The following is an 18,548-nucleotide window of genomic DNA, read 5'->3' as shown; positions in this document are numbered from 1 at the left end:
TCTCTCCTCAGTGCTGTTTCTTTACTGGTTGCCGCAGCCGGACACTGCAGGGGTGTCCAGCCAGGGCAGGTCGTGGCCCATCCGGTCCCGCTTGGTGCGCAGGTAGCGGAGGTTGTGCTCGCCCGCCTGTACGGGCATCGGCTCCCGGCCGCTGATCTTGAGGCCGTGGCTGAGCAGCGCGTCGCTCTTGTCGGGGTTGTTGGTCATCAGGCGCACGCTGCGCACGCCGAGGTCGGCCAGGATCTGGGCGCCGGCGCCGTAGTCGCGGGCGTCGGCGGGCAGGCCGAGTTCGAGGTTGGCGTCGAGGGTGTCGCGGCCGCGCTCCTGGAGTTCGTAGGCGCGCAGCTTGGACAGCAGCCCGATACCGCGCCCCTCGTGTCCGCGCAGGTAGACGACGACGCCCCGGCCCTCGTCCTGGATGCGTTCCAGGGCGGCGTCGAGCTGGGGGCCGCAGTCGCAGCGGGCGGAGCCGAAGACGTCCCCGGTGAGGCACTCGGAGTGGACGCGGACCACGACGTCCTCGCCGTCGCCGATCTCGCCGTGGACGAGGGCGACGTGCTCGACGCCGTCGGTGGTGGAGCGGTAGCCGTACGCCGTGAAGCTGCCGTGCCTGGTGGGCAGGTTGACCTCGGCCTCGCGGCGGACGGTGGGCTCGGCGGCGCGGCGGTAGGTGATCAGGTCCGCAATGGAGATGATCGTCAGACCGTGCTTGCGGGCGAACGGGATCAGCTCGGGGAGGCGGAGCATTCGGCCGTCCTCCCCGGCGATCTCGACGATGGCACCGGCCGGGCGCAGGCCCGCGAGCCGGGCGAGGTCGACGGCGGCCTCCGTGTGGCCGTTGCGGGTGAGGACACCGCCGGGCCGGGCGCGCAGCGGGAAGACATGGCCGGGGCGGACGAAGTCCGAGGGCTCGGCGCCGCCGCCGGCCAGCAGCTGGAGGGTGGTGGCGCGGTCGGCGGCGGAGATCCCGGTGGTGACGCCGTGCGCGGCGGAGGCGTCCACGGAGACGGTGAACGCGGTCTTCATGGACTCGGTGTTGTCCTCGACCATCTGCGGCAGCTTGAGCCGGTGGAGTTCCGCGCCCTCCATGGGGGCGCAGATCAGGCCGCGGCACTCGCTCATCATGAAGGCGACGATCTCGGGGGTGGCCTTCTCGGCGGCGATGACGAGGTCGCCCTCGTTCTCGCGGTCCTCGTCGTCGACGACCACGATCGGGCGGCCGGCCGCGATGTCGGCGATGGCCTGCTCAACGGGGTCGAGGGCGAGGTCGTCGATGCCGTCGATGCCGTCGGTGCCGTCGGTGCCGTCGGTGCCGTCGGTGCCGTCGGTGCCGTAGAGAATCGGTGGGACAAGAGGGGCGGCGCGAAGCGCCTCGTTCGGGGTGGTGGCGGGCGACGGGTGGGCTGTCATGCGGGTGCCCCTTCCAGAGCGGGCCGCGAGCCCTGGCGGGAGCGCAGCCACCAGTCGCGCAGGCCCCACAGGACGAGCGCGCCGTAGATGACGTAGACGAAGCCGGAGAAGGCGTATCCGTTGGCGAAGTTCAGCGGGACGCCGACCAGGTCGACCAGGAGCCAGGCGATCCAGAACTCGACCATGCCGCGGGCCTGGGCGTACATGGCGACGATGGTGCCGACGAATATGTAGGCGTCCGGCCAGGGGTCCCAGGACAGGGACGGGTACGCCTTGAAGAGCAGGGCGACGGCGACGGTGCCGGCGGCCGCGGCGCCGACCATCGCGCCCCGCTCGCGCCAGGTGGCGAACCGGGGGGCGATATGGCCGTCACCGCCGTCTTCGGCCCGGCTCCTGCTGCGGTTCCACTGCCACCAGCCGTAGAGCGCGACGACCATGACGACGGCCTGCTTGCCGGCGCTGCCGGTGAGATGGCCGTAGAAGGCGCCGAAGAGGATGAGGCCGGAGGCGAACTGGACCGGCCAGCTCCACAGGTTGCGGCGCCAGCCGAGGGCGAGGGCGATCAGGCCGAGGATGTTGCCGATCATGTCCGACCAGAGGATGTGCTGGCCGAACAGGACGAAGGCCTCGGAGTTGAGCGAGTTCACCGCCCGGCCCCCTGACCGGCCGCGAGCAGCCGCTCCACGTACTTGGCGACGACGTCGACCTCCAGGTTGACCGGGTCGCCCGGCTGCTTCAGACCCAGGGTGGTCAGGGCGAGGGTGGTCGGGATGAGGCTGACGGTGAAGTAGTCGGAGCCGGCCTCGACGACGGTGAGGCTGATGCCGTCGACAGTGATGGAGCCCTTCTCGACGACATAGCGGGCCAGGTCGACGGGGAGGGAGACCTTGACGATCTCCCAGTTCTCGGAAGGGGTGCGGGCCAGCACCTGACCGGTGCCGTCGACGTGGCCCTGCACGATGTGGCCGCCGAGGCGGGCGCCGACGGCGGTGGGGCGCTCCAGGTTGACTCGGGAGCCGACGTCCAGTGCGCCGAGGGAGGATCGCTTGAGGGTCTCCTGCATGACATCGGCGGTGAACTCGTCGCCCTCGTGCTCCACGACGGTCAGACAGACCCCGTTCACGGCGATGGAGTCGCCGTGCTGTGCGCCCTCGGTCACTACGGGGCCACGGAGCCGGAAACGGGAGGCGTCGCCGAGGTTCTCGACGGCGGTGATCTCACCCAGCTCTTCGACGATTCCGGTGAACACTTCCCGGGTCCTCCTGCCTCAACGGGGCACGGACTCCGGGGCCTGTCGACGAACGACAGAAGGGACGGATGAGCACACCGGGAGCGACGCCGACAAGGTCCCGCCCGCAACGGACGAGACCAGATACGGCGGCGCGCACAGATACATGCTCGCCCGCCGCGCACTGCCTCCCATCCGGACTTTAACCGTCGGTCCAGGAATTTCACCTGGTCAACCGGCCGCTGGAAGCGGACGGGTCGCGGACTGTAACCGCCGGTTCGGAGTTTCACCGACCCCGGAGTGCGCTGCTTCTGGTACACGGCCAGTGTGCCACGCCCGACGGTGGTCCATACATGGGGGCCGTGTGGGCTGCCTCACAGCCCGTGTCACTGGGCTTCCCTGACGGACTGTCATGTGCCCAACTGGCGCTCGGACCAGGCATCTTGGCTTGATCCGCAACTATTGACCCTACTGGTCTAGTCCATTTAGGGTTCGGGCGGGCCCGGCGGCGGTGACGACGGCCCTTGCCCGTCGCCGGGTCGCCCACCCGGGCGACCCGCTCCGACGCGCGGCGGCACCTCGGACACCCCGGGCGATGTGACATCCGCGGCGCCGGAACCGGCCCTGAGGAAAGGGACGTTCGAGGGCTTCTCAACCCTCGTCGGCAGAGACGCGGTCAGCGGTCCTGCGGCGCGAACAGTTCCTCCTGCGCGCGCTCCCGCGCCGTCAGAAGCGCTCCGCGAAGGACGGCCGATCCTCCCAGGCCGCTCGCCCGTACCTCCGTGGCCAGCGGAGACATCCGGCGCAGCCGCTCCTCGACCCGCGCGGCGAGCGCCGCGCCGCCGGCCGAGCCGACCTCACCGCCGAGGACCACGCAACCGGGGTCCAGGACGGCGACGACGGCTGCCACCCCGAGGGCGATACGGCCGGCGAGGGCGTCGAGGAAGCGGTCGGAGTGCGCCGGGTCGGGGCGGTGCCCGTCCGCGAGTCCGGCGTGGCCGGTCGCGCGGTTCCCCGCACCCGCATGGGGCGCTGCCGAGCCGCCGTCGCCCTCGCCCGTGAGCCGCACCGCCTCTCCGACCAGCCGCGCGGCTGCGGGCCCTGGCCCCGCCGGACCGTCCGGTCCCATCGCGTGCTCCTCGGCCAGTTCCGCGATCGCCGCCGCCCCCACCAGCGAGTGGTATCCGCCCGCGCAGTCCGTTGCCGACGGCAGTGCGCGCGTGCCCGGTACCGGCAGGAAGCCGATCTCGCCCGTGCCGCCGGAGGCGCCCCGGCGCAGGCTGCCGTCCAGGACGACGGCGGCGCCGCAGCTGTGCCCCAGCCAGAGCAGCACGAAGGTGTCGCGGTCGCGGGCGACTCCCTCCCGTTGTTCGGCGAGGGCGGCCAGATTCGTCTCGTTCTCGACGCTCACCCGGGCCTCCGGGAAGCGCTCCTGGACGGCGGCGACCAGCCGGCGGTGCCAGGCCGGCAGGCCCGCCGAGTCACGCAGCTCACCACTGGCCGGGGAGATGAGCCCGGGCGCCCCGATGCCGGCGGTGTGCAACGGCCCGCCGCCGGAGGCCCCCGCCTCCTTGGCCGCCCGCTCGACCAGCCCCACCGCCTGCTCGACGGCCGCCGCCTCCCCCGCCTCCGGCCCGACCGGCACTGACCCTTCGGCGAGCACCCGCCCCACGAGGTCGGACACCAGCACCGACACGCTCTCGGTGCGTACGTCGAGGGCCGCCAGGCACGCGCGGTCGGCGACGATGCCGTACAGCCGGGCGTTCGGTCCGCGGCGCTGTTCGCCGGACTCGCCGACCACGGTGATCAGGCCGGAGGCGGTGAGCCGTTCGACGAGGTCGGCGACGGTCGGCCGGGACAGCCCGGTCAGCTGTTTCAACTGCCCCGCCGTCAGCGGGCCTTCCCGCTGGAGCAGGGTCAGCGCGAGCCGGTCGTTGATGGCCCGGGCGGTGCTCGGTGAGGCGGGCATGACGGGCATCCTCCCAGATCGGAGCGGCCCAGGACGGCCACATCACTCCCTATCTATCAGGCAGGGACCCTGATAGTTTACGGCGCGACAGCGGGGCGGCACCCACCCGGGGAGGGGCAGGACCATGAAAGACGTGGGCTATGGGCAGCACGAGGTGAGGCGCGCGCGATACGCCGTCGCGGCCGTGTTCACCGTGCACGGCGCCGTCACCGGCTCGTTCGCGACCCGGGTGCCCTGGATCCAGGACCATGCCGGCCTGAGCGCGGGCCAACTCGGCTTCGCGCTCGCCTTCACCGCCTTCGGCGCCTCGTGCTCGATGCCGCTGGCGGGCCGGATCAGCCACCGCTTCGGCAGCCGTACGGCACTGCGCGGACTGATCGTGATGTGGACGCTGTCGCTGGTCCTGCCGTCCCTCGCGCCGAACCTGTACACGCTGTGCCTGGCGATGTTCGTGTACGGCGCGAGCGCGGGCATGGCCGATGTCGCGATGAACGCGCTCGGCGTGGAGGTCGAGCGGCTGCTGGGCAGGTCGATCATGTCGGGGCTGCACGGCATGTGGAGCGCGGGCGCCCTGATCGGCTCGGCGGCGGGCACCCTCGCCGCACACCTCGGCTCGGACGCCCGGCTGCACTTCACGCTGGCCGCCGCCACCCTCACCGTGCTCGGCGTCCTGGCGGCCGGATGGGTCCTGGACGTGCAGGCCGCCGAGGACGAGGAGCCGCCGCCGCGGTTCGCGCTGCCGCCCCGGTCGGCGCTGCTGATCGGCACGGTCGGCTTCTGTGCGGTGTTCGCGGAGGGGGCGAGCCTGGACTGGTCGGCGGTGTTCCTGCGGGACCGGATGGACAGTTCGGCGGGGCTCGCGGCGGCCACCACCACGGGGTTCATGCTGACCATGGCGGTGGCCCGGATCAGCGGGGACGCGGTGGTGAACCGCTTCGGCGCGGTGCGTACCGTGCGCGCCGGGGGTGTGCTGGCCGCGTTCGGCGGTCTGCTGATCGTCCTCGCCGGGCATCCGGCGGTGGCGATGACCGGGTTCGCGCTGATGGGCCTCGGTATCGCGGTCGTCGTACCGCTGTGCTTCGCGGCGGCCGGACACGCCGGGCCGAACCCGAGTCAGGCCATCGCGGGCGTCGCGACGATCACCTACACCTCGGGGCTGATCGCACCCGGTCTGATCGGTGGGGTGGCCCAGGCGAGCAGCCTGGTGGTGTCGTTCTGTGTGGTCACGGCGCTGGCCTGCGGCCTGGTGGCGTTCGCGGGCGTGCTGCGCGCCGGGGAGCGCGGGGTGCGGGCGGAGGTCAGCTCGCGGGCCGCAGCAGTTCCCGACCCGCGGCCCTGAAGCGCTCGCTCCAGGGGGCGGGGCGCAGGGTGGCCGCGTCCAGCCGGACCAGGACCCGGGTGCCGTGTGCGTAGGTGGTCGCCCCGTCCGCCGAGCAGAAGCGGAAGCCGTAGGTCAGGCCGGTGTTGCCGAGCCGTTCCAGCCAGAGGTGGACGGCGTAGGTGCCCGGCCGGGTGACCGGCGCCTCGTAGCTGATCCGGAGTTCCTTGACCGCGTTGCAGGCGTCCTCGGCCGCGGCCCAGTCGCCCTGGAAGGCGAAGCCGTGCCCCTGCCAGAATTCGGCCCAGGCCCGCTCGGCCAGCACCGGGTAGCGCGCGTTGTGGAGGAGCCCGAGCGCGTCCAGGTCGTCGAAGTGGACGGTGACGGGGATGAGCCGGCCGTGGGACAGGGCGGGGGCGATCGGGGCTTCGGCGGTCACGGGGGGGCTCCTGGGCGTTGCTGACATGTCGCTGACCGTCAGTCTAAGCGGGCGCTCAGCATGCCTGGCCAGGAGCCCCTGGTTCTCAACCCGCGATCGAGTCAAGCTGCTCGGCGGCCGGCCGCAACGCCCACAGGTCACCGCCGGGCGGTGCCTCCAGCCGCCGTACCGCCTCCTGGGCCGCCCTGTCGCCGGCGTCGGCCGCCGCGTGTACGACGTCCGTCGCCGCGTAGCGGTGGAACTCCAGCTCCGGATGCGGCCAGGCGGTGGCGCCGGTCGCGGCGGGCAGCAGATAGTCCACGGCCTTGAACAGGCTCTGCCCGTCCGGCCCCCGGTAGGTCCAGAGGTTCACCCCGACATGCCGGCCGATGGCCGCGAGCCGGGTGTAGGCGACCAGGTCGAAGGTCGAGTAGTGCCAGCTCCTGGTCCGGGTCAGCTCCTGCGGCTGGCTTCCGTCGGCCGCGATCTGCGGGTCTATCCGCTTGGCCCGCGCGTCCAGCACCGTCTTCCTGGCCAGCGCCTTGTCGCCGGTCGCGTAGGCGAGAGCGGCGAGTTGCATGTCGTAGAAGGTGCCGTGGTTGTTGGTGGCGGCACCCTCCTGCTTGCCGAAGTCGCTGTTCTTCAGCCAGTCACGGAAGTCCGTGTTCCAACTGAGCATCCCGGCACGGTCCGTGGCGCTCCAGCCGGGTGCGCCGGTGGCGAGGATGGCGAGGGCGTCGACCACGCTCGTGTACGACTGCGAGAAGTCGATGATGCCGATGGCCCGGCCGTCGTACTTGCAGGGGATGAACTGGGCATGGTCCAGGTTCGGGTTCATGCGTGTGGCCGGGTCGAGGAACCAGGTGCGCAGGACCTGTCCGGCCTTCTCGGCGTACTCCCGGTTGCCCGTGTAGTACCAGGCCAGGGAGAGGTCGTACGTCGAGTCGAAGACCTTCTCCACGTCCTGGCGGTCGGTACCGCTGTCGACCTCGGGGTTGCGCTGGCCGTCGCGCTGGACGTAGGGGCAGCCCCAGGGGTTGTCGGCGGTGGGTGCGGTGGTGGGCCACCAGTAGGGGGCCTGGCTCAGATAGTCGTGGACGTCGCCACCGGGCGCGGGCTTGGGCTTGTCGACGACCGTCCAAGGGCCCTGGTCCAGCCAGGCGTCGGCGCGGCTCGTCAAGTCCTTGACCGCACGGCGGAGCCGCGGATCGCCGCGGTCGAGGTCGGCCTTGGTCCGCTGGAGCCGGCTGCCGTCGAGGACGGCGGTGTCGGGCGCCTTCGGGGGCCTCGCGGTCGCATGGGCGGAGGGGACGACGACGGCCCCGATGGCCGCCAGTGCCGTCAGGACGACGACCGCGCGGGATCTTCCACTCATCGAGCACTCCGATCAGACGTGAAGCAGCCATGTATCAGATATGTGAACGTGGTTCACGAGTAGGACCGTGCGAGCGTAGGACCCCGAGGTAGCCGTGACAATGGTTCGGACCGTCTTCACGTACGAAGCCGTCTTCTCGGCACTTCGAAGAAAGCGAACCCCCACCATGGATCTCGGCGTGCGCTGGAAACTGCACGGCGACGGGCGTACGCCCGCGCCCGGAGCGGTGGTACGCCCCGACGAACGGCTCTCCTGGCCCCGCACGGTCGGGCTCGGCGCCCAGCATGTGGTCGCCATGTTCGGCGCGTCCTTCGTCGCCCCGGTTTTGATGGGTCTGGACCCCAACCTCGCGATCATGATGTCCGGCGTCGCGACGGTGATCTTCCTGCTCGCGACCCGCGGCCGGATCCCCAGCTACCTGGGCTGTTCCCTCTCCTTCGTCGGGGTCGCCGCCGTCATCCGCGCGCAGGGCGGCACCAGCGCCACCGTGACCGGAGCGGTCTTCGTGGTCGGCGCCGTGCTCTTCCTGGTCGGTCTGGCCGTCCAGCGCTTCGGCGCCCGGATCATCCACGCCGCGATGCCGCCGATCGTCACCGGCGCGGTCGTGATGCTGATCGGCTTCAACCTGGCCCCGGTGACCGCCTCCACCTACTGGCCGCAGGACCAGTGGACCGCCCTGCTGGTGATGCTCTTCACCGGTCTGGCCGTCGTCTGTCTGCGTGGTTTCTGGTCACGTGTCGCGATCTTCCTGGGCCTGATCTTCGGGTACGTCCTCTCCTGGGCCCTCGACCGGATCTTCGGCAAGATCCACTCCATGGGTCCGGGCGGCAAGGTCACCGACCACTGGCGCCTGGACCTCTCTGGCGTCAGCAAGGCGGACTGGATCGGGCTGCCGTCCTTCCACGGACCGTCCTTCCAGTGGTCGGCGATCCTCGTCGCCCTCCCGGTCGTGATCGCCCTGGTCGCGGAGAACACCGGGCATATCAAGGCCGTCGGCGAGATGACCGGCGACTCCCTCGACGACAGGCTCGGCACGGCGATCTCGGCCGACGGCGTCGCCTCCATGCTCTCCACCGCCGTGGGCGGCCCGCCGAACACCACCTACTCCGAGAACATCGGTGTGATGGCCGCGACCCGTGTCTACTCCACCGCCGCCTACTGGGCCGCCGCCGGCTTCGCGCTGCTCTTCGGCGTCTGCCCCAAGTTCGGCGCGGTCGTGGCCGCCATCCCGGGCGGGGTCCTCGGCGGCATCACCGTCATCCTGTACGGCATGATCGGCCTGCTCGGCGCCCAGATCTGGCTGCACGCCAAGGTCGATCTGCGCAACCCGCTGAACCTGGTCCCCGCGGCGGCGGGCATCATCATCGGCGTCGGAAACGTCAGCATGAAGTTCACCGACACCTTCTCCCTCAGCGGAATCGCCCTCGGCACGCTGGTCGTCATCACCGGCTACCACGCCCTGCGCGCCTTCGCCCCCGCCCACCTCAAACGGCAGGAACCCCTCCTCGACGAGGGCACCAGTGCCTACGACGAGGCCAAGTCCTAGGCGTTCGACGGGGTGGACGTCCCGGCGGCGCCCTTGCAGCCGTCGGACTCCCCCGGCAGCTTGATCCAGAGATGGGCGTCGATCCGCGCCTGACCGGTGTCGAGCGTGGGCGCCCGCCCGACCCGCCGCCCCGCCGGGTCGCACCAGGCGCCGTTCGCCGGCGGGCCGTTGCCGTTGCGGCTGGTGTCGATCACCGCGCCGAGCGAGGCCGGGCCACCGAGGGTCCCGGTCGCGGTGCCGACGGCTGCCACGACCGAGGCGACGGCGAGCATGACCGCCCGCCGGCCCTCGCCGCTCCGCCGGGCATGTGGGCCAGGCACGCTGCGCTCCCCCTCCCGCGCGTCGGGTCCGTCCCCCGTTCCGGGGAAGCGCCGGTCCCGTCGGCGCGCCCGCCGGCCCCGGGGCTGGGACCCTTCCCCCATGGCGCAGTCGGAACACCTCACCGCTCCGGTCGACACCGTCGTCTCCCGGATGCGCGCCCTGGACGCGGCCCTGCCCGAGCGGGACGGGGTCGCGGTCTTCAACCGTGTCTACCTCTCCGTCACGGAGGAGGTCGAACGGCGTCTGGACGCGGGCCGGTTCGGGGACCCGAGAGCCGCCACGACGCTGGACGTGCGGTTCGCGGAACGGTACCTGGCCGCCGTGGACGCGGCCGCCGGCGACCGCCGTCCGCCGGCCTGCTGGCGGCCGCTGTTCCAGTTCCGCCGCCATCCCGGTGTACGACCGCTGCAGTTCGCGATCGCGGGTATCAACGCGCACATCGGGCACGACCTGGCGCTGGCCGTGGTGGACAGCTGTCGTACGCTCGGCTGCGAACCGGCCGACCTGGAGGACGAGTTCGACCGCGTGGGCGAGCTCCTCGTCTCGCTGGAGGAGCGCATCCGCGAGGATCTGATGCCGGGGCCCGACCTGCTCCAGATCACCGATCCGTTGACCCATCTGCTCGGCTCCTGGAGCCTGGAGCGGGCGCGGGACGCGACCTGGTCGGCGGCGCGGGCGCTGTGGGCGCTGCGCCGGTTCGAGGACCTGGTCGAGGAGTTCACCGAGCGGCTGGACGCGGCCGTGGGGCTGGCGGGCCGGATGCTGCTCACGCCGCTGCCCGACTGAGGCGGCCTGATCCGCTCGGCGTGTGCGCCGCCTCCGGGATCCCCGAATGTTCCCCCTGCTTGACGGCAGGCACCCCACTGCAAAGGAGCACCGGCATGACCATCCCGCTCGGTCTTGGTCTTCCCCAGATGCGGCAGTACTCCCTCGGCACCGACGTTCCCGACGTGGCACGCACCGCCGAGCGGATCGGCTACGAGAGCCTGTGGGTCTTCGAGCGCGCGCTGTTTCCCGAGCCCGCCACCCAGGGCCTGTACGGCATGGACGGGGTGCCCTGGCCCGACCAGTACCGGCACGTGGCCGACCCGTTGATCACGCTCACCCTCGCTGCGGCGGCCACCGAGCGGGCCCGGCTGGGCAGCAGTGTCCTGGTGGCGCCGTTGCACATCCCCTTCCAACTGGCCAAGTCCCTGGCCTCGCTGGACGCCGCGAGCGGCGGCCGGGTGGTGGCGGGCCTGGGCACCGGCTGGTCCCTCGACGAGTACGCGGCCGCCGGTGTCCGGCCGTTCGAGGAGCGCGGCAAGGTCCTCGACGAGATCATCGAGGTGTGCCGGGCGGTGTGGGGCCCCGACCCGGTGCGGTACGAGGGGCGGTTCACGAAGATCGCCTCCGCCGTGGTCGGACCCAAGCCCGCCCGGCCCATCCCGATCCTGCTGGCGGCGAACAACAAGAAGGCGCTGCGCCGGCTGGTCGACCACGCGGACGGCTGGCTGCCGGTGGGCATGGGCGCCGAGCAGCTCGCCGCCCAGTGGCGGCAGGTGCGGGACATGGCGGCAGAGCGCGGGCGCACGGAACCCATCCGGACGGTCCTGCGCGTCAACGCCACGTACACGCCCAAGGCCTACGACGGCTCCGACCGCCGCCCCTTCCTGGGCAGCGCCGACCAGATCGTCGAGGACCTCGTGGCTCACGCGGCGGTCGGCCTGGAGGAGATCCTCCTCGACCTCCAGTCCACCCCGCAGGACGCCCAGGAACTCAAGGACGTCGCCGCCGAGGTGTACGAGAAGGCGCGGGCGGCGGGGGTCTAGGGCCAGTTGCGAAAGTCCGGTCGTCCGCCCGGGGGGCCGGCCCCGCGGCCTCCGGTGCGTGCTCTGGGGGTCCCCCGGCCGGAGGCTGGGGGAGTGCCGGGTGCAAGCCCTCGTACTGGACGTACTTGGGTTTGTGCCCGGTGCGGCGAGAGTGCGTGCCGGGCGTCGCGGGGCAGGCGGGACTATCGCAACAGGCCCTAGTCCTCCGGGAGCTCGACCGGCGCGATCTCGTCGTAGACGTCACCGGGGCCGGGGTTGGCCGGGTCGGTCGTGCCGCCGAAGTGGTGCATGACACCCCAGACCGCGTTCAGCGCGGTCTGGATCGCGCCCTCGGCCCAGCCCGCCGTCCAGGAGATGTCGTCGCCGGCGAGGAAGATGCCCCGCTTGTCCGCGGGCAGCCGGTCCTGCACGAAGTGGGTGAACAGGCGCCGCTGGTAGCGGTAGTGGCCGGGCAGGTTGGCCTTGAACGCGCCCATGAAGTAGGGCTCGTTCTCCCAGGAGACGGTCACCGGGTTGCCGACGATGTGCTTCCTGATGTCGACGTTCGGATAGATCTCGCCGAGCGACTTCAGCATCACCTCCATCCGCTCGTTCGCGGACAGCGGCAGCCACTTCAGGCTGTCGTCGCACCAGGTGTAGGAGAGGCAGATGACCGCGGGCTTGTCCGGGCCGTCATCGAGGAGGTAGGTGCCGCGGGTCATCCGGTCGGTGAGCGTCATCGACATGACGTCCCTGCCGGTGTCCTCGTCCTTGTCGAGCCAGAAGGGCCGGTCGACCGGGACGAACAGCTTGGAGCTCTCCATGTAGTGGGTGCGCTCGATCGCGGTCCAGTGGTCGATCGGGAAGAGCGAGTCGTCGCAGGCGATCTTCGAGAGCAGCATCCATGACTGGGCGGTGAAGATCGCCGCCTTGTACGTGCGGATGTCGCCGTTGGCGTCCGTCACCGTGATCCGGTTGCCGGTGGTGCGGTGCAGCCGGGTCACGGCGGGGCGGGGCTCGCCGTTGTCGTGGAGTTTCGCGAGCGAGGTCCCGTACGCCCAGTGCACGGTCTTCTCCGGCTCGCGCTCCCAGAGCCGGAGCGGGAGCTGCTGGCTGCCGCCCACGATGCCGCGGTGGTGGTCGTCGGCCTCGGTGTAGACGACGCGCAGGATCTCGAGGATCGAGTTCGGGAAGTCCGTGTCCCAGCCGCCCGTCCCGAAGCCGACCTGGCCGAAGATCTCGCGGTGCCGGAAGGACCTGAAGGCCTCGGAGTCGCAGAGGAAGCCGTAGAAGGTCTGGTTGTCGAGCTTCTCGACGAGCCGGGACCAGATCTCGCGGATGCGCGGCACGTCCCGCTCGCGCATGGCGCGGTTCATGTCGGAGAAGTCGGCGCCCTCGTCGAGGCACCGGTTCCAGGCGTCGGCGACATCGCGGTAGACCTGCGGCAGGTCGTCGATCGTCTCGGCGTAGTGCGACTCGCCCTTCAGGTCGACGACCGTTGAAGGGGTCGTCTCCGCGAGGGGGTTGGGGAACGGGCGGGTCTCAAGGGCCACCAGGTCGATGTAGTGCTGGAGGGCGGTGGAGGAGGGCGGGAAGCGCATCGCGCCCATCTCGGCGCTCAACGAGGGGTCGCAGCCCTCGAAGCCGACGGTCCTCAGCCTTCCGCCGATCCGGTCGGCCTCGTACACGACCGGCTTCAGGCCCATCTTCATCAGCTCGTACGCGGACACGATGCCGGACAGCCCGCCGCCGATGACCGCGACCTCGGTGCCGTGCTCGGGCGCCGGTATCTGGCCGAGGCCCGCCGGGTGGGCGAGGAAGTCGTCGTACGCGTAAGGGAAGTCCGGGCCGAACATGGTGATCGGCGGCTGCTGCTCGTCTGCGTGCTCGACGGCGTTGGGCACGGTGGACGTCATGGGGTACGGACTCCTTGCGGGCTTGCGACGTGCGGAAGGAAGAGGGGGAAGAAAGGGAAGAGGGGGAAGCGGGAGGGAGGTCAGACCAGGGACCCGTAGAGGCCGGGGCGGCGGTCCTTCAGATAGGGGTTCGCCTCGCGGGAGGCGGCGAGGAGGGCGGGGTCGAGGTCGGCGAGGACGAGCTCCTCGCCGCGTCCGGCCCGGGCACGAGCCACGCCGTCGGGGCCGGCGAGGGCGGACAGACCGAAGAAGTCGAAGTCACCCTCCTGGCCGGCCCGGTTGACGTACGCCACGTACATCTGGTTCTCCCAGGCCCGCACCGGGACGAGGGACTCGGCGACGAGCTGGAACGGGTGCATGTTCGCCGTCGGGACGAGCAGCAGGTCGGTGCCGGCCAGGGCGTGGGCGCGGACGAGCTCCGGGAACTCGACGTCGTAGCAGATCATGATCCCGACGGTGAGGCCGTTCAGCTCGGCCTGGACGACCGGCTGCTCGCCCGGTGCGAAGTGGTCGCGCTCGAAGCCGCCGAAGAGGTGGGTCTTGCGGTAGTTCGCGAGCCGGGTGCCGTCGGCGGAGATCAGCTGGGCGGAGTTGTGGACGGCGTCACCGGCGCGCTCCGGGTAGCCGTAGGCGATCGCCAGACCGTGCCGGTGGGCCAGCTCGGCGACGGCGTCCGCACAGTCGCCGTCGGCGGGCTCGGCGAGGCGGGCGATGTCGTCACCGATGGCGTAGCCGGTCAGGAACATCTCCGGTGCGACGAGCAGCGCGGCGCCCGCGGCGGCGGCCCGGCCGGCGGCCTCGTCGAGCACCTTGAGGTTCTCGACGGTCGAGCCGGGGCGGCCGGAGCTCTGGAGCAGGGCGGTGCGCATACGGGTCCTCACCGGGTACGGAGGGGGTCTGGGGCCATTTAGACGGTAAGTCGGCGGGCCGGGCCGGACAAGGAGGAGCCGTTGCGCGTGGCCGAGCGGTTCGTTGCGCGATCCGGGCGTCCAACGGCGATTCGTTGCGCCGGACACGTCCCTACAGCTCCCTCAGCCGCTCGATGATCTCCTTCAGCAGCGCGGGGTCGGCAGCCGGGCCGGCCGGCTGCCCGCGGCGCGGCTGGTCGATCCGGACCAGGCCGGCCTCGGCGAGGTCGCCGAGCAGGACACGTACGACGGTGAGCGGCAGGTCGGCGTCCGCGGCGAGTTCGACGACCGGCCGGGCGTCGCGCCGCACCAGGGCGAGCAGGGCGGCGCGGGCATGGTCGACGTCCGGCTCGGCCGGGTCCGCGTCCACCGCCGCCACCTGGGACATCAGGTCGATGGTGTGCCGTCCGGACGGCTCGGTACGGCCCCGGGTCACGGTGTAGGGGCGGACCAGCGAGCCGGTCTCGTCCTCGTACCAGTGCTCGTCGCTCACCGGAGGGTCAGAGGGCCGAGCGTGCGGCCGCGTCTAGGTGCCGGCCGAGCCGGCGGACGAGCAGGGCCATCTCGTGGGCCAGCTGGCCGACGTCGGTGCGGACGTCGCTGAGGACGGCGAGCCGGCTGCCGTGCCCGGCCGGGGTCACGAAGAGGTAGACGTCGTCGAGCATCACCATGGTCTGCCGCACCTCTCCGGCGCCGAACCGGTCCCCCGCCGATCGGGCCAGGCTGTGGAAGCCGGAACAGACGGCGGCGAGATGCTCGATGTCGCGCCGCCGCATGCCCTCGGAGTGGCTGAGCGGAAGCCCGTCCGCGGTGAGCAGCACGGCCTGCCGGACATGGTCGGTCCGGGCGACGAGATCGTCGAGAAGCCAGCCGAGGTCGCTCCCGGGCCGGACGACGGGTCCTGGGCCGAGGGTGGTGCGGCCGGGGCCGGAATCGGCGGTGGAGTTGGCACCGGCGGTGGAGCCGGGATCACCGGTGGGGCCGGAATCGGCGGTGAAGCCGGCACCGGGGTCCGGGGCGCGGCGGTTGTCACTGGTCATCGGCGGAGGGCGTCCTTTCCTCGGTGGGGGTCGGCTCGTCCGTGTCGAGGGGTAGTCCGTTGCGCCCCCGGTCCGCGGTGAGGGTGGACTCGACGTCGAAGCCGGGCTCCACCAGGGCGCTGTAGCCGGCGACGGCGCCGTCCCAGGAGACCTTCCGGGACAGCACCCGCTCGCGCAGTCCCTCCAGCCTGCCGGTGGCGGTCACCATCGCGTCGAGGGCCTCGCGCTGCCGGTCGGTGAGGCGGCCGCGGTCACCGCCCTGGACCGCGACCCGCATGGCGTCCACCGCCCGGTCGGAGCGCCGCTGCTGTGCGAGCAGGTCGGCGGCGGTCGCCGTGTCGAGCCGGGTGCCCAGGTAGGCGGCCGACAGCCGCCGTTCGATCTGGATCTGCCCGACGGCCGTGTCGACGGGGGTGCCGAAGTCGTCGTACACCCCCTGGATCCGGATCAGCGCCCGGAGTTCGGCGGTGACGGACACCATGGCGAAGCTCCACAGCGCCATCAGAGCGACGGCCGGGGCGAGGGCGAGCGCCACGATCCGCGCGCGGACGGTGGTGGGCCGGCGGGCGAAGCGAGATGGGCGTCCCCCCGGCCGGAGGGTGGGGGATGGCCAGCGCATGGATGTCCTACCGGTGTTACCAGCGAGTAAGGAGCCCGGCTCAACCTACGGGATCGCCCTCGTAACCGCAATGGTCCCCCCGGTAACCCCGGGTTAAGGCTCGACGGCGAACGTGCTGACGACGGCCGCGTGGTCGGAGGGCCAGTCGTTGCCCGCCACTTCGGGCCAGGGCGCCGGGCTGCCGCTGACGTAGGTCCGGGAGTCGAGCACACGCAGCCCCCTGTGCAGTACGTAGTCGATCCGGTCCTGCGGCTCGGGCCGCCCGCTGCCGTCCTCGCACACGGGGTGGATCGGCGACCAGGTGTGCCCCGGCGCGGTGACCGGATCCGGATGGACCTCCCGGTAGGAGTCACGGAACCCCGCCTCCTCGGCGGCCTCGGTCACCGGCCACTCGACGTCCGTCCAGTCCAGGTGGGACGGGCAGTTGAAGTCCCCCACGAGCACCACGGGCACGGCACCGTCCCCGATCCACCGCAGCGCCTCCCGCAGCTGCCCGAGCCGCACCTCTTCATGGGCGATCAGCTCGGGCGCCCCGAGCCCGTCGAAGTGGAACTCGTAGGGCCCGTACGGCGTGTAGTGCAGATGCGCGGTCCAGATGTCGACCTCGCGTCCGGGGCGTACGGCGATCCGCACACCGGCGGCTCCGTAGAAACCGACCTCCGGGTCGCCCAGGCGGGCGGTGATGGGATACCGGCTGATGATCCCGAGGTTCTCCCCGGCCGTGTGGTGGTGCCAGCCGAGGGCCTCGGCGAGCTCCCGGGCCGAGGTGCCGGCGGTCTCCTGGAGGCCGACGACATCCCCGCCGGCGTCGAGGACGGCCTTGACCTGCTTGGCCCGGTGGTCGTCGATCCGACTGCCGCCGAGCCACAGGTTCCAGGACATGACCCGGAGTTCGGGTACGGCCATGTCGCTCAGCTCCTTCGGAGTGACCCCGACGAGGGTCTCCCGGACGGTCCGGCCCGGTGCGCTGCCGATCGGCGCGAGCGAGGGCACGGCGAGGACCGCGCAGCCGGCGGCCTCGGCGGAGGCGACCCCGGTCTCGGTGTCCTCGACGGCGACACAGGCCGCCGGGTCGACACCGAGGGCGCGGCAGGCGGCGAGGTACGGGTCGGGGGCGGGTTTGGTGCGGCCGGTGTCGTCGGCGGTGACGGAGGCGGCGAACCGGCTGCGGCCGAGCGCGTCGAGCACGAGGTCGGCGACCGCGCGTGGGGACGCGGTGACCAGGGCGGTGGGTACGTCGGCCGCGGCCAGCGCGTCCAGCAGGTCGAGGGCGCCGGGGCGGGGCACGATGCCGGTGCGGACGCGGTCCGCGAACTCCCGGTGCAGCTCGGCCGCGAGGCCGGCGCCGGACCTGCCGGTGCTGCCGGCCAGCCACTGGGCGGTGTGCTCGACCGGCCGGCCCAGCACATCGGGCTCGTCGGCCTGGCCGAGCGTCCGCCCGGCAACGCGTTCCACCGCCTCCCACCACAGTCGCTCGGTGTCGACGAGCGTTCCGTCCATGTCGAACAGGACGGCCTGGAGCGGGAGTCGGGGGTGGGGGGTCACGTTGTTGTCATTCCTTACTTCTGGACAGGACTTCTGGACAAGCGGCCGGGGGTGCTCCGGCCGGGGTTCCTCAACTCTGCGCACGGTCCGCCACGAGCACCGGCCGCTCGGGCAGCGACACGCTCACAGCGGCTCCGGCGCCCAGAGCGGCGGCCTCATGGGCGGGCAGGTCGGCCTTGGCCTCGGTGCCGTCGGCGAGCCGTACGGTGACCCGGACGACCGCGCCCAGGAAGGCCGTGGCGACGACGGTCGCCGTACCGGCGTCGTCCGCGCGCACCCGGACCGCCTCGGGCCGGACCAGGACGTCGACCTCGCTCGCACCCGGTGCCTGCCCGTCGGCCGGCAGCCGCTGCCCGAGCACCTCGACGGTGCCGTCCTTCAGCGTCCCGGGGATCCGGCTCATCGTGCCGACGAACTCGGCGACGAAGGCGGTGGCGGGTCGGCCGTACAACTCGGCGGGCTCGGCGCACTGTTCGAGCCGCCCGGCGCGCATCACGGCGACCCGGTCGGCGACGGACAGTGCCTCCTCCTGATCGTGGGTCACGAAGAGAGTGGTGATGCCGAGTTCCTGCTGGAGCCGGCGGATCTCCTCGCGGAGCGTCAGCCGGACCTTGGCGTCGAGGGCCGACAGCGGCTCGTCGAGGAGGAGCACGCGGGGGCGCAGGGCGAGGGCGCGGGCGAGCGCGATGCGCTGCTGCTGACCGCCGGAGAGCTGGTGGGGGAACCGCTCCGCCTTGTCACCGAGTCCGACCAGCTCCAGCAGCTCGGCGGCCCTGGACCGCCGTTCGGCCGTGCGGATCTTGCGCATGCGCAGCCCGAAGGCCACGTTGTCGACGGCGTTCAGATGCGGGAAGAGACTGTACGACTGGAAGACCATCCCGGCGTCACGGCGGTGTGCCGGGACCCGGGTGACGTCCTCGCCGTCCACCAGCACCGCGCCGGAGTCGGGGTGTTCGAAGCCGGCGAGCATGCGCAGCGCGGTGGTCTTGCCGCAGCCGGACGGGCCGAGCAGGGCCAGGAACTCTCCCGGGCGGACGGTCAGACCGAGTCCGTCGAGGGCGACGGTGGTGCCGAACTCCCTCCGCAGTGAACGGAATTCGACGGTGGCGGCCGTGGTGGCCTTCTCAGGCGTGCTGACACTCATG

Annotated in this window: 17 protein-coding genes, 1 pseudogene and 1 riboswitch; of the genes and pseudogenes, 4 read left to right on the top strand and 14 right to left on the bottom strand. The window is 71.9% G+C overall.

Features of this window, described 5'->3' with window-relative positions; genetic code table 11:
- Window positions 1-21 precede the first annotated feature (21 nt).
- The 4 genes from ABZ396_RS30195 to ABZ396_RS30180 form a co-directional block, all read right to left on the bottom strand.
- The gene (locus tag ABZ396_RS30195; protein ID WP_358924531.1) at window positions 22-1,410 is read right to left on the bottom strand and encodes a bifunctional 3,4-dihydroxy-2-butanone-4-phosphate synthase/GTP cyclohydrolase II; all 1,389 of its coding nucleotides are present in this window, start codon (window positions 1,408-1,410) and stop codon (window positions 22-24) included.
- On the bottom strand, window positions 1,407-2,057 hold the full coding sequence (locus ABZ396_RS30190; RefSeq protein ID WP_358924529.1) for a nicotinamide mononucleotide transporter family protein: 651 nt from the start codon (window positions 2,055-2,057) through the stop codon (window positions 1,407-1,409). Before ABZ396_RS30190 ends, ABZ396_RS30195 begins: the two co-directional genes overlap by 4 nt.
- Window positions 2,054-2,659 (bottom strand): riboflavin synthase, encoded by a 606-nt coding sequence (locus tag ABZ396_RS30185; RefSeq protein WP_358924527.1) that lies wholly within the window; start codon window positions 2,657-2,659, stop codon window positions 2,054-2,056. The genes ABZ396_RS30190 and ABZ396_RS30185 overlap by 4 nt, the downstream gene beginning before the upstream one ends.
- 156 nt (window positions 2,660-2,815) lie before the next feature.
- Window positions 2,816-2,946: riboswitch (FMN riboswitch) on the bottom strand.
- Between the two features lie 368 nt (window positions 2,947-3,314).
- The gene (locus ABZ396_RS30180) at window positions 3,315-4,607 is read right to left on the bottom strand and encodes an ROK family transcriptional regulator (RefSeq protein WP_358924525.1); all 1,293 of its coding nucleotides are present in this window, start codon (window positions 4,605-4,607) and stop codon (window positions 3,315-3,317) included.
- A 124-nt stretch (window positions 4,608-4,731) separates the two neighbouring features.
- On the opposite strand from ABZ396_RS30180, the gene ABZ396_RS30175 reads away from it, so the two are divergent.
- Window positions 4,732-5,946 carry an MFS transporter gene (locus tag ABZ396_RS30175; protein ID WP_358924523.1) on the top strand — a complete coding sequence of 405 codons (1,215 nt, stop codon included), beginning with the start codon at window positions 4,732-4,734 and terminating at the stop codon, window positions 5,944-5,946.
- On the opposite strand, the gene ABZ396_RS30170 is transcribed toward ABZ396_RS30175, so the two are convergent.
- Complete coding sequence (locus tag ABZ396_RS30170) at window positions 5,906-6,364, bottom strand: thioesterase family protein (protein ID WP_358924521.1); 459 nt, start codon at window positions 6,362-6,364, stop codon at window positions 5,906-5,908. The genes ABZ396_RS30175 and ABZ396_RS30170 overlap by 41 nt on opposite strands.
- Window positions 6,365-6,449: 85 nt before the next feature.
- A complete protein-coding gene (locus ABZ396_RS30165) occupies window positions 6,450-7,718 on the bottom strand; it encodes an alginate lyase family protein (protein ID WP_358924520.1) in 1,269 nt (422 codons plus the stop codon).
- A gap of 166 nt (window positions 7,719-7,884) precedes the next feature.
- Between ABZ396_RS30165 and ABZ396_RS30160 the strand changes: the two genes are divergently transcribed.
- On the top strand, window positions 7,885-9,264 hold the full coding sequence (locus ABZ396_RS30160; RefSeq protein WP_358924518.1) for a solute carrier family 23 protein: 1,380 nt from the start codon (window positions 7,885-7,887) through the stop codon (window positions 9,262-9,264).
- Here ABZ396_RS30160 and ABZ396_RS30155 read toward each other — a convergent pair.
- Window positions 9,261-9,485: pseudogene (locus tag ABZ396_RS30155) on the bottom strand (glycoside hydrolase family 6 protein); the annotation flags it as partial. The gene ABZ396_RS30160 and the pseudogene ABZ396_RS30155 overlap by 4 nt on opposite strands.
- A gap of 199 nt (window positions 9,486-9,684) precedes the next feature.
- Between ABZ396_RS30155 and ABZ396_RS30150 the strand changes: the two are divergent.
- Complete coding sequence (locus tag ABZ396_RS30150; protein ID WP_358924517.1) at window positions 9,685-10,371, top strand: DUF5995 family protein; 687 nt, start codon at window positions 9,685-9,687, stop codon at window positions 10,369-10,371.
- Between the two features lie 95 nt (window positions 10,372-10,466).
- Window positions 10,467-11,396, top strand: a complete 930-nt coding sequence (locus tag ABZ396_RS30145; protein WP_358924515.1) for an LLM class F420-dependent oxidoreductase — start codon at window positions 10,467-10,469, stop codon at window positions 11,394-11,396.
- 197 nt (window positions 11,397-11,593) lie between these two features.
- Here the strand turns inward: ABZ396_RS30145 and ABZ396_RS30140 are convergent, their stop codons facing one another.
- The 7 genes from ABZ396_RS30140 to ABZ396_RS30110 all read right to left on the bottom strand — a co-directional run bounded on the left by ABZ396_RS30140 (window position 11,594) and on the right by ABZ396_RS30110 (window position 18,547).
- A complete protein-coding gene (locus ABZ396_RS30140; RefSeq protein WP_358926640.1) occupies window positions 11,594-13,291 on the bottom strand; it encodes an NAD(P)/FAD-dependent oxidoreductase in 1,698 nt (565 codons plus the stop codon).
- An 80-nt stretch (window positions 13,292-13,371) separates the two neighbouring features.
- The gene (locus ABZ396_RS30135) at window positions 13,372-14,160 is read right to left on the bottom strand and encodes a carbon-nitrogen hydrolase family protein (RefSeq protein ID WP_358926641.1); all 789 of its coding nucleotides are present in this window, start codon (window positions 14,158-14,160) and stop codon (window positions 13,372-13,374) included.
- 151 nt (window positions 14,161-14,311) lie between these two features.
- Complete coding sequence (locus ABZ396_RS30130) at window positions 14,312-14,692, bottom strand: DUF742 domain-containing protein (protein ID WP_358926642.1); 381 nt, start codon at window positions 14,690-14,692, stop codon at window positions 14,312-14,314.
- 7 nt (window positions 14,693-14,699) lie between these two features.
- Window positions 14,700-15,239, bottom strand: a complete 540-nt coding sequence (locus tag ABZ396_RS30125) for a roadblock/LC7 domain-containing protein (RefSeq protein WP_358926643.1) — start codon at window positions 15,237-15,239, stop codon at window positions 14,700-14,702.
- Window positions 15,229-15,858 carry a nitrate- and nitrite sensing domain-containing protein gene (locus ABZ396_RS30120; RefSeq protein ID WP_358926644.1) on the bottom strand — a complete coding sequence of 210 codons (630 nt, stop codon included), beginning with the start codon at window positions 15,856-15,858 and terminating at the stop codon, window positions 15,229-15,231. Before ABZ396_RS30120 ends, ABZ396_RS30125 begins: the two co-directional genes overlap by 11 nt.
- A gap of 93 nt (window positions 15,859-15,951) precedes the next feature.
- On the bottom strand, window positions 15,952-17,403 hold the full coding sequence (locus ABZ396_RS30115) for an HAD-IA family hydrolase (RefSeq protein WP_358926645.1): 1,452 nt from the start codon (window positions 17,401-17,403) through the stop codon (window positions 15,952-15,954).
- A gap of 70 nt (window positions 17,404-17,473) precedes the next feature.
- Entirely contained in the window at window positions 17,474-18,547 is a 1,074-nt protein-coding gene (locus ABZ396_RS30110) for an ABC transporter ATP-binding protein (protein ID WP_358926646.1), read from the bottom strand.
- Window position 18,548: the final 1 nt, after the last annotated feature.

It is taken from the genome of Streptomyces sp. NPDC005866, from assembly GCF_040629895.1.
Classification (GTDB): Bacteria; Actinomycetota; Actinomycetes; order Streptomycetales; family Streptomycetaceae; genus Streptomyces.
The sequence above is the reverse complement of the archived record's forward strand: the minus strand, read 5'-3'. Positions and strand labels throughout refer to the sequence as shown.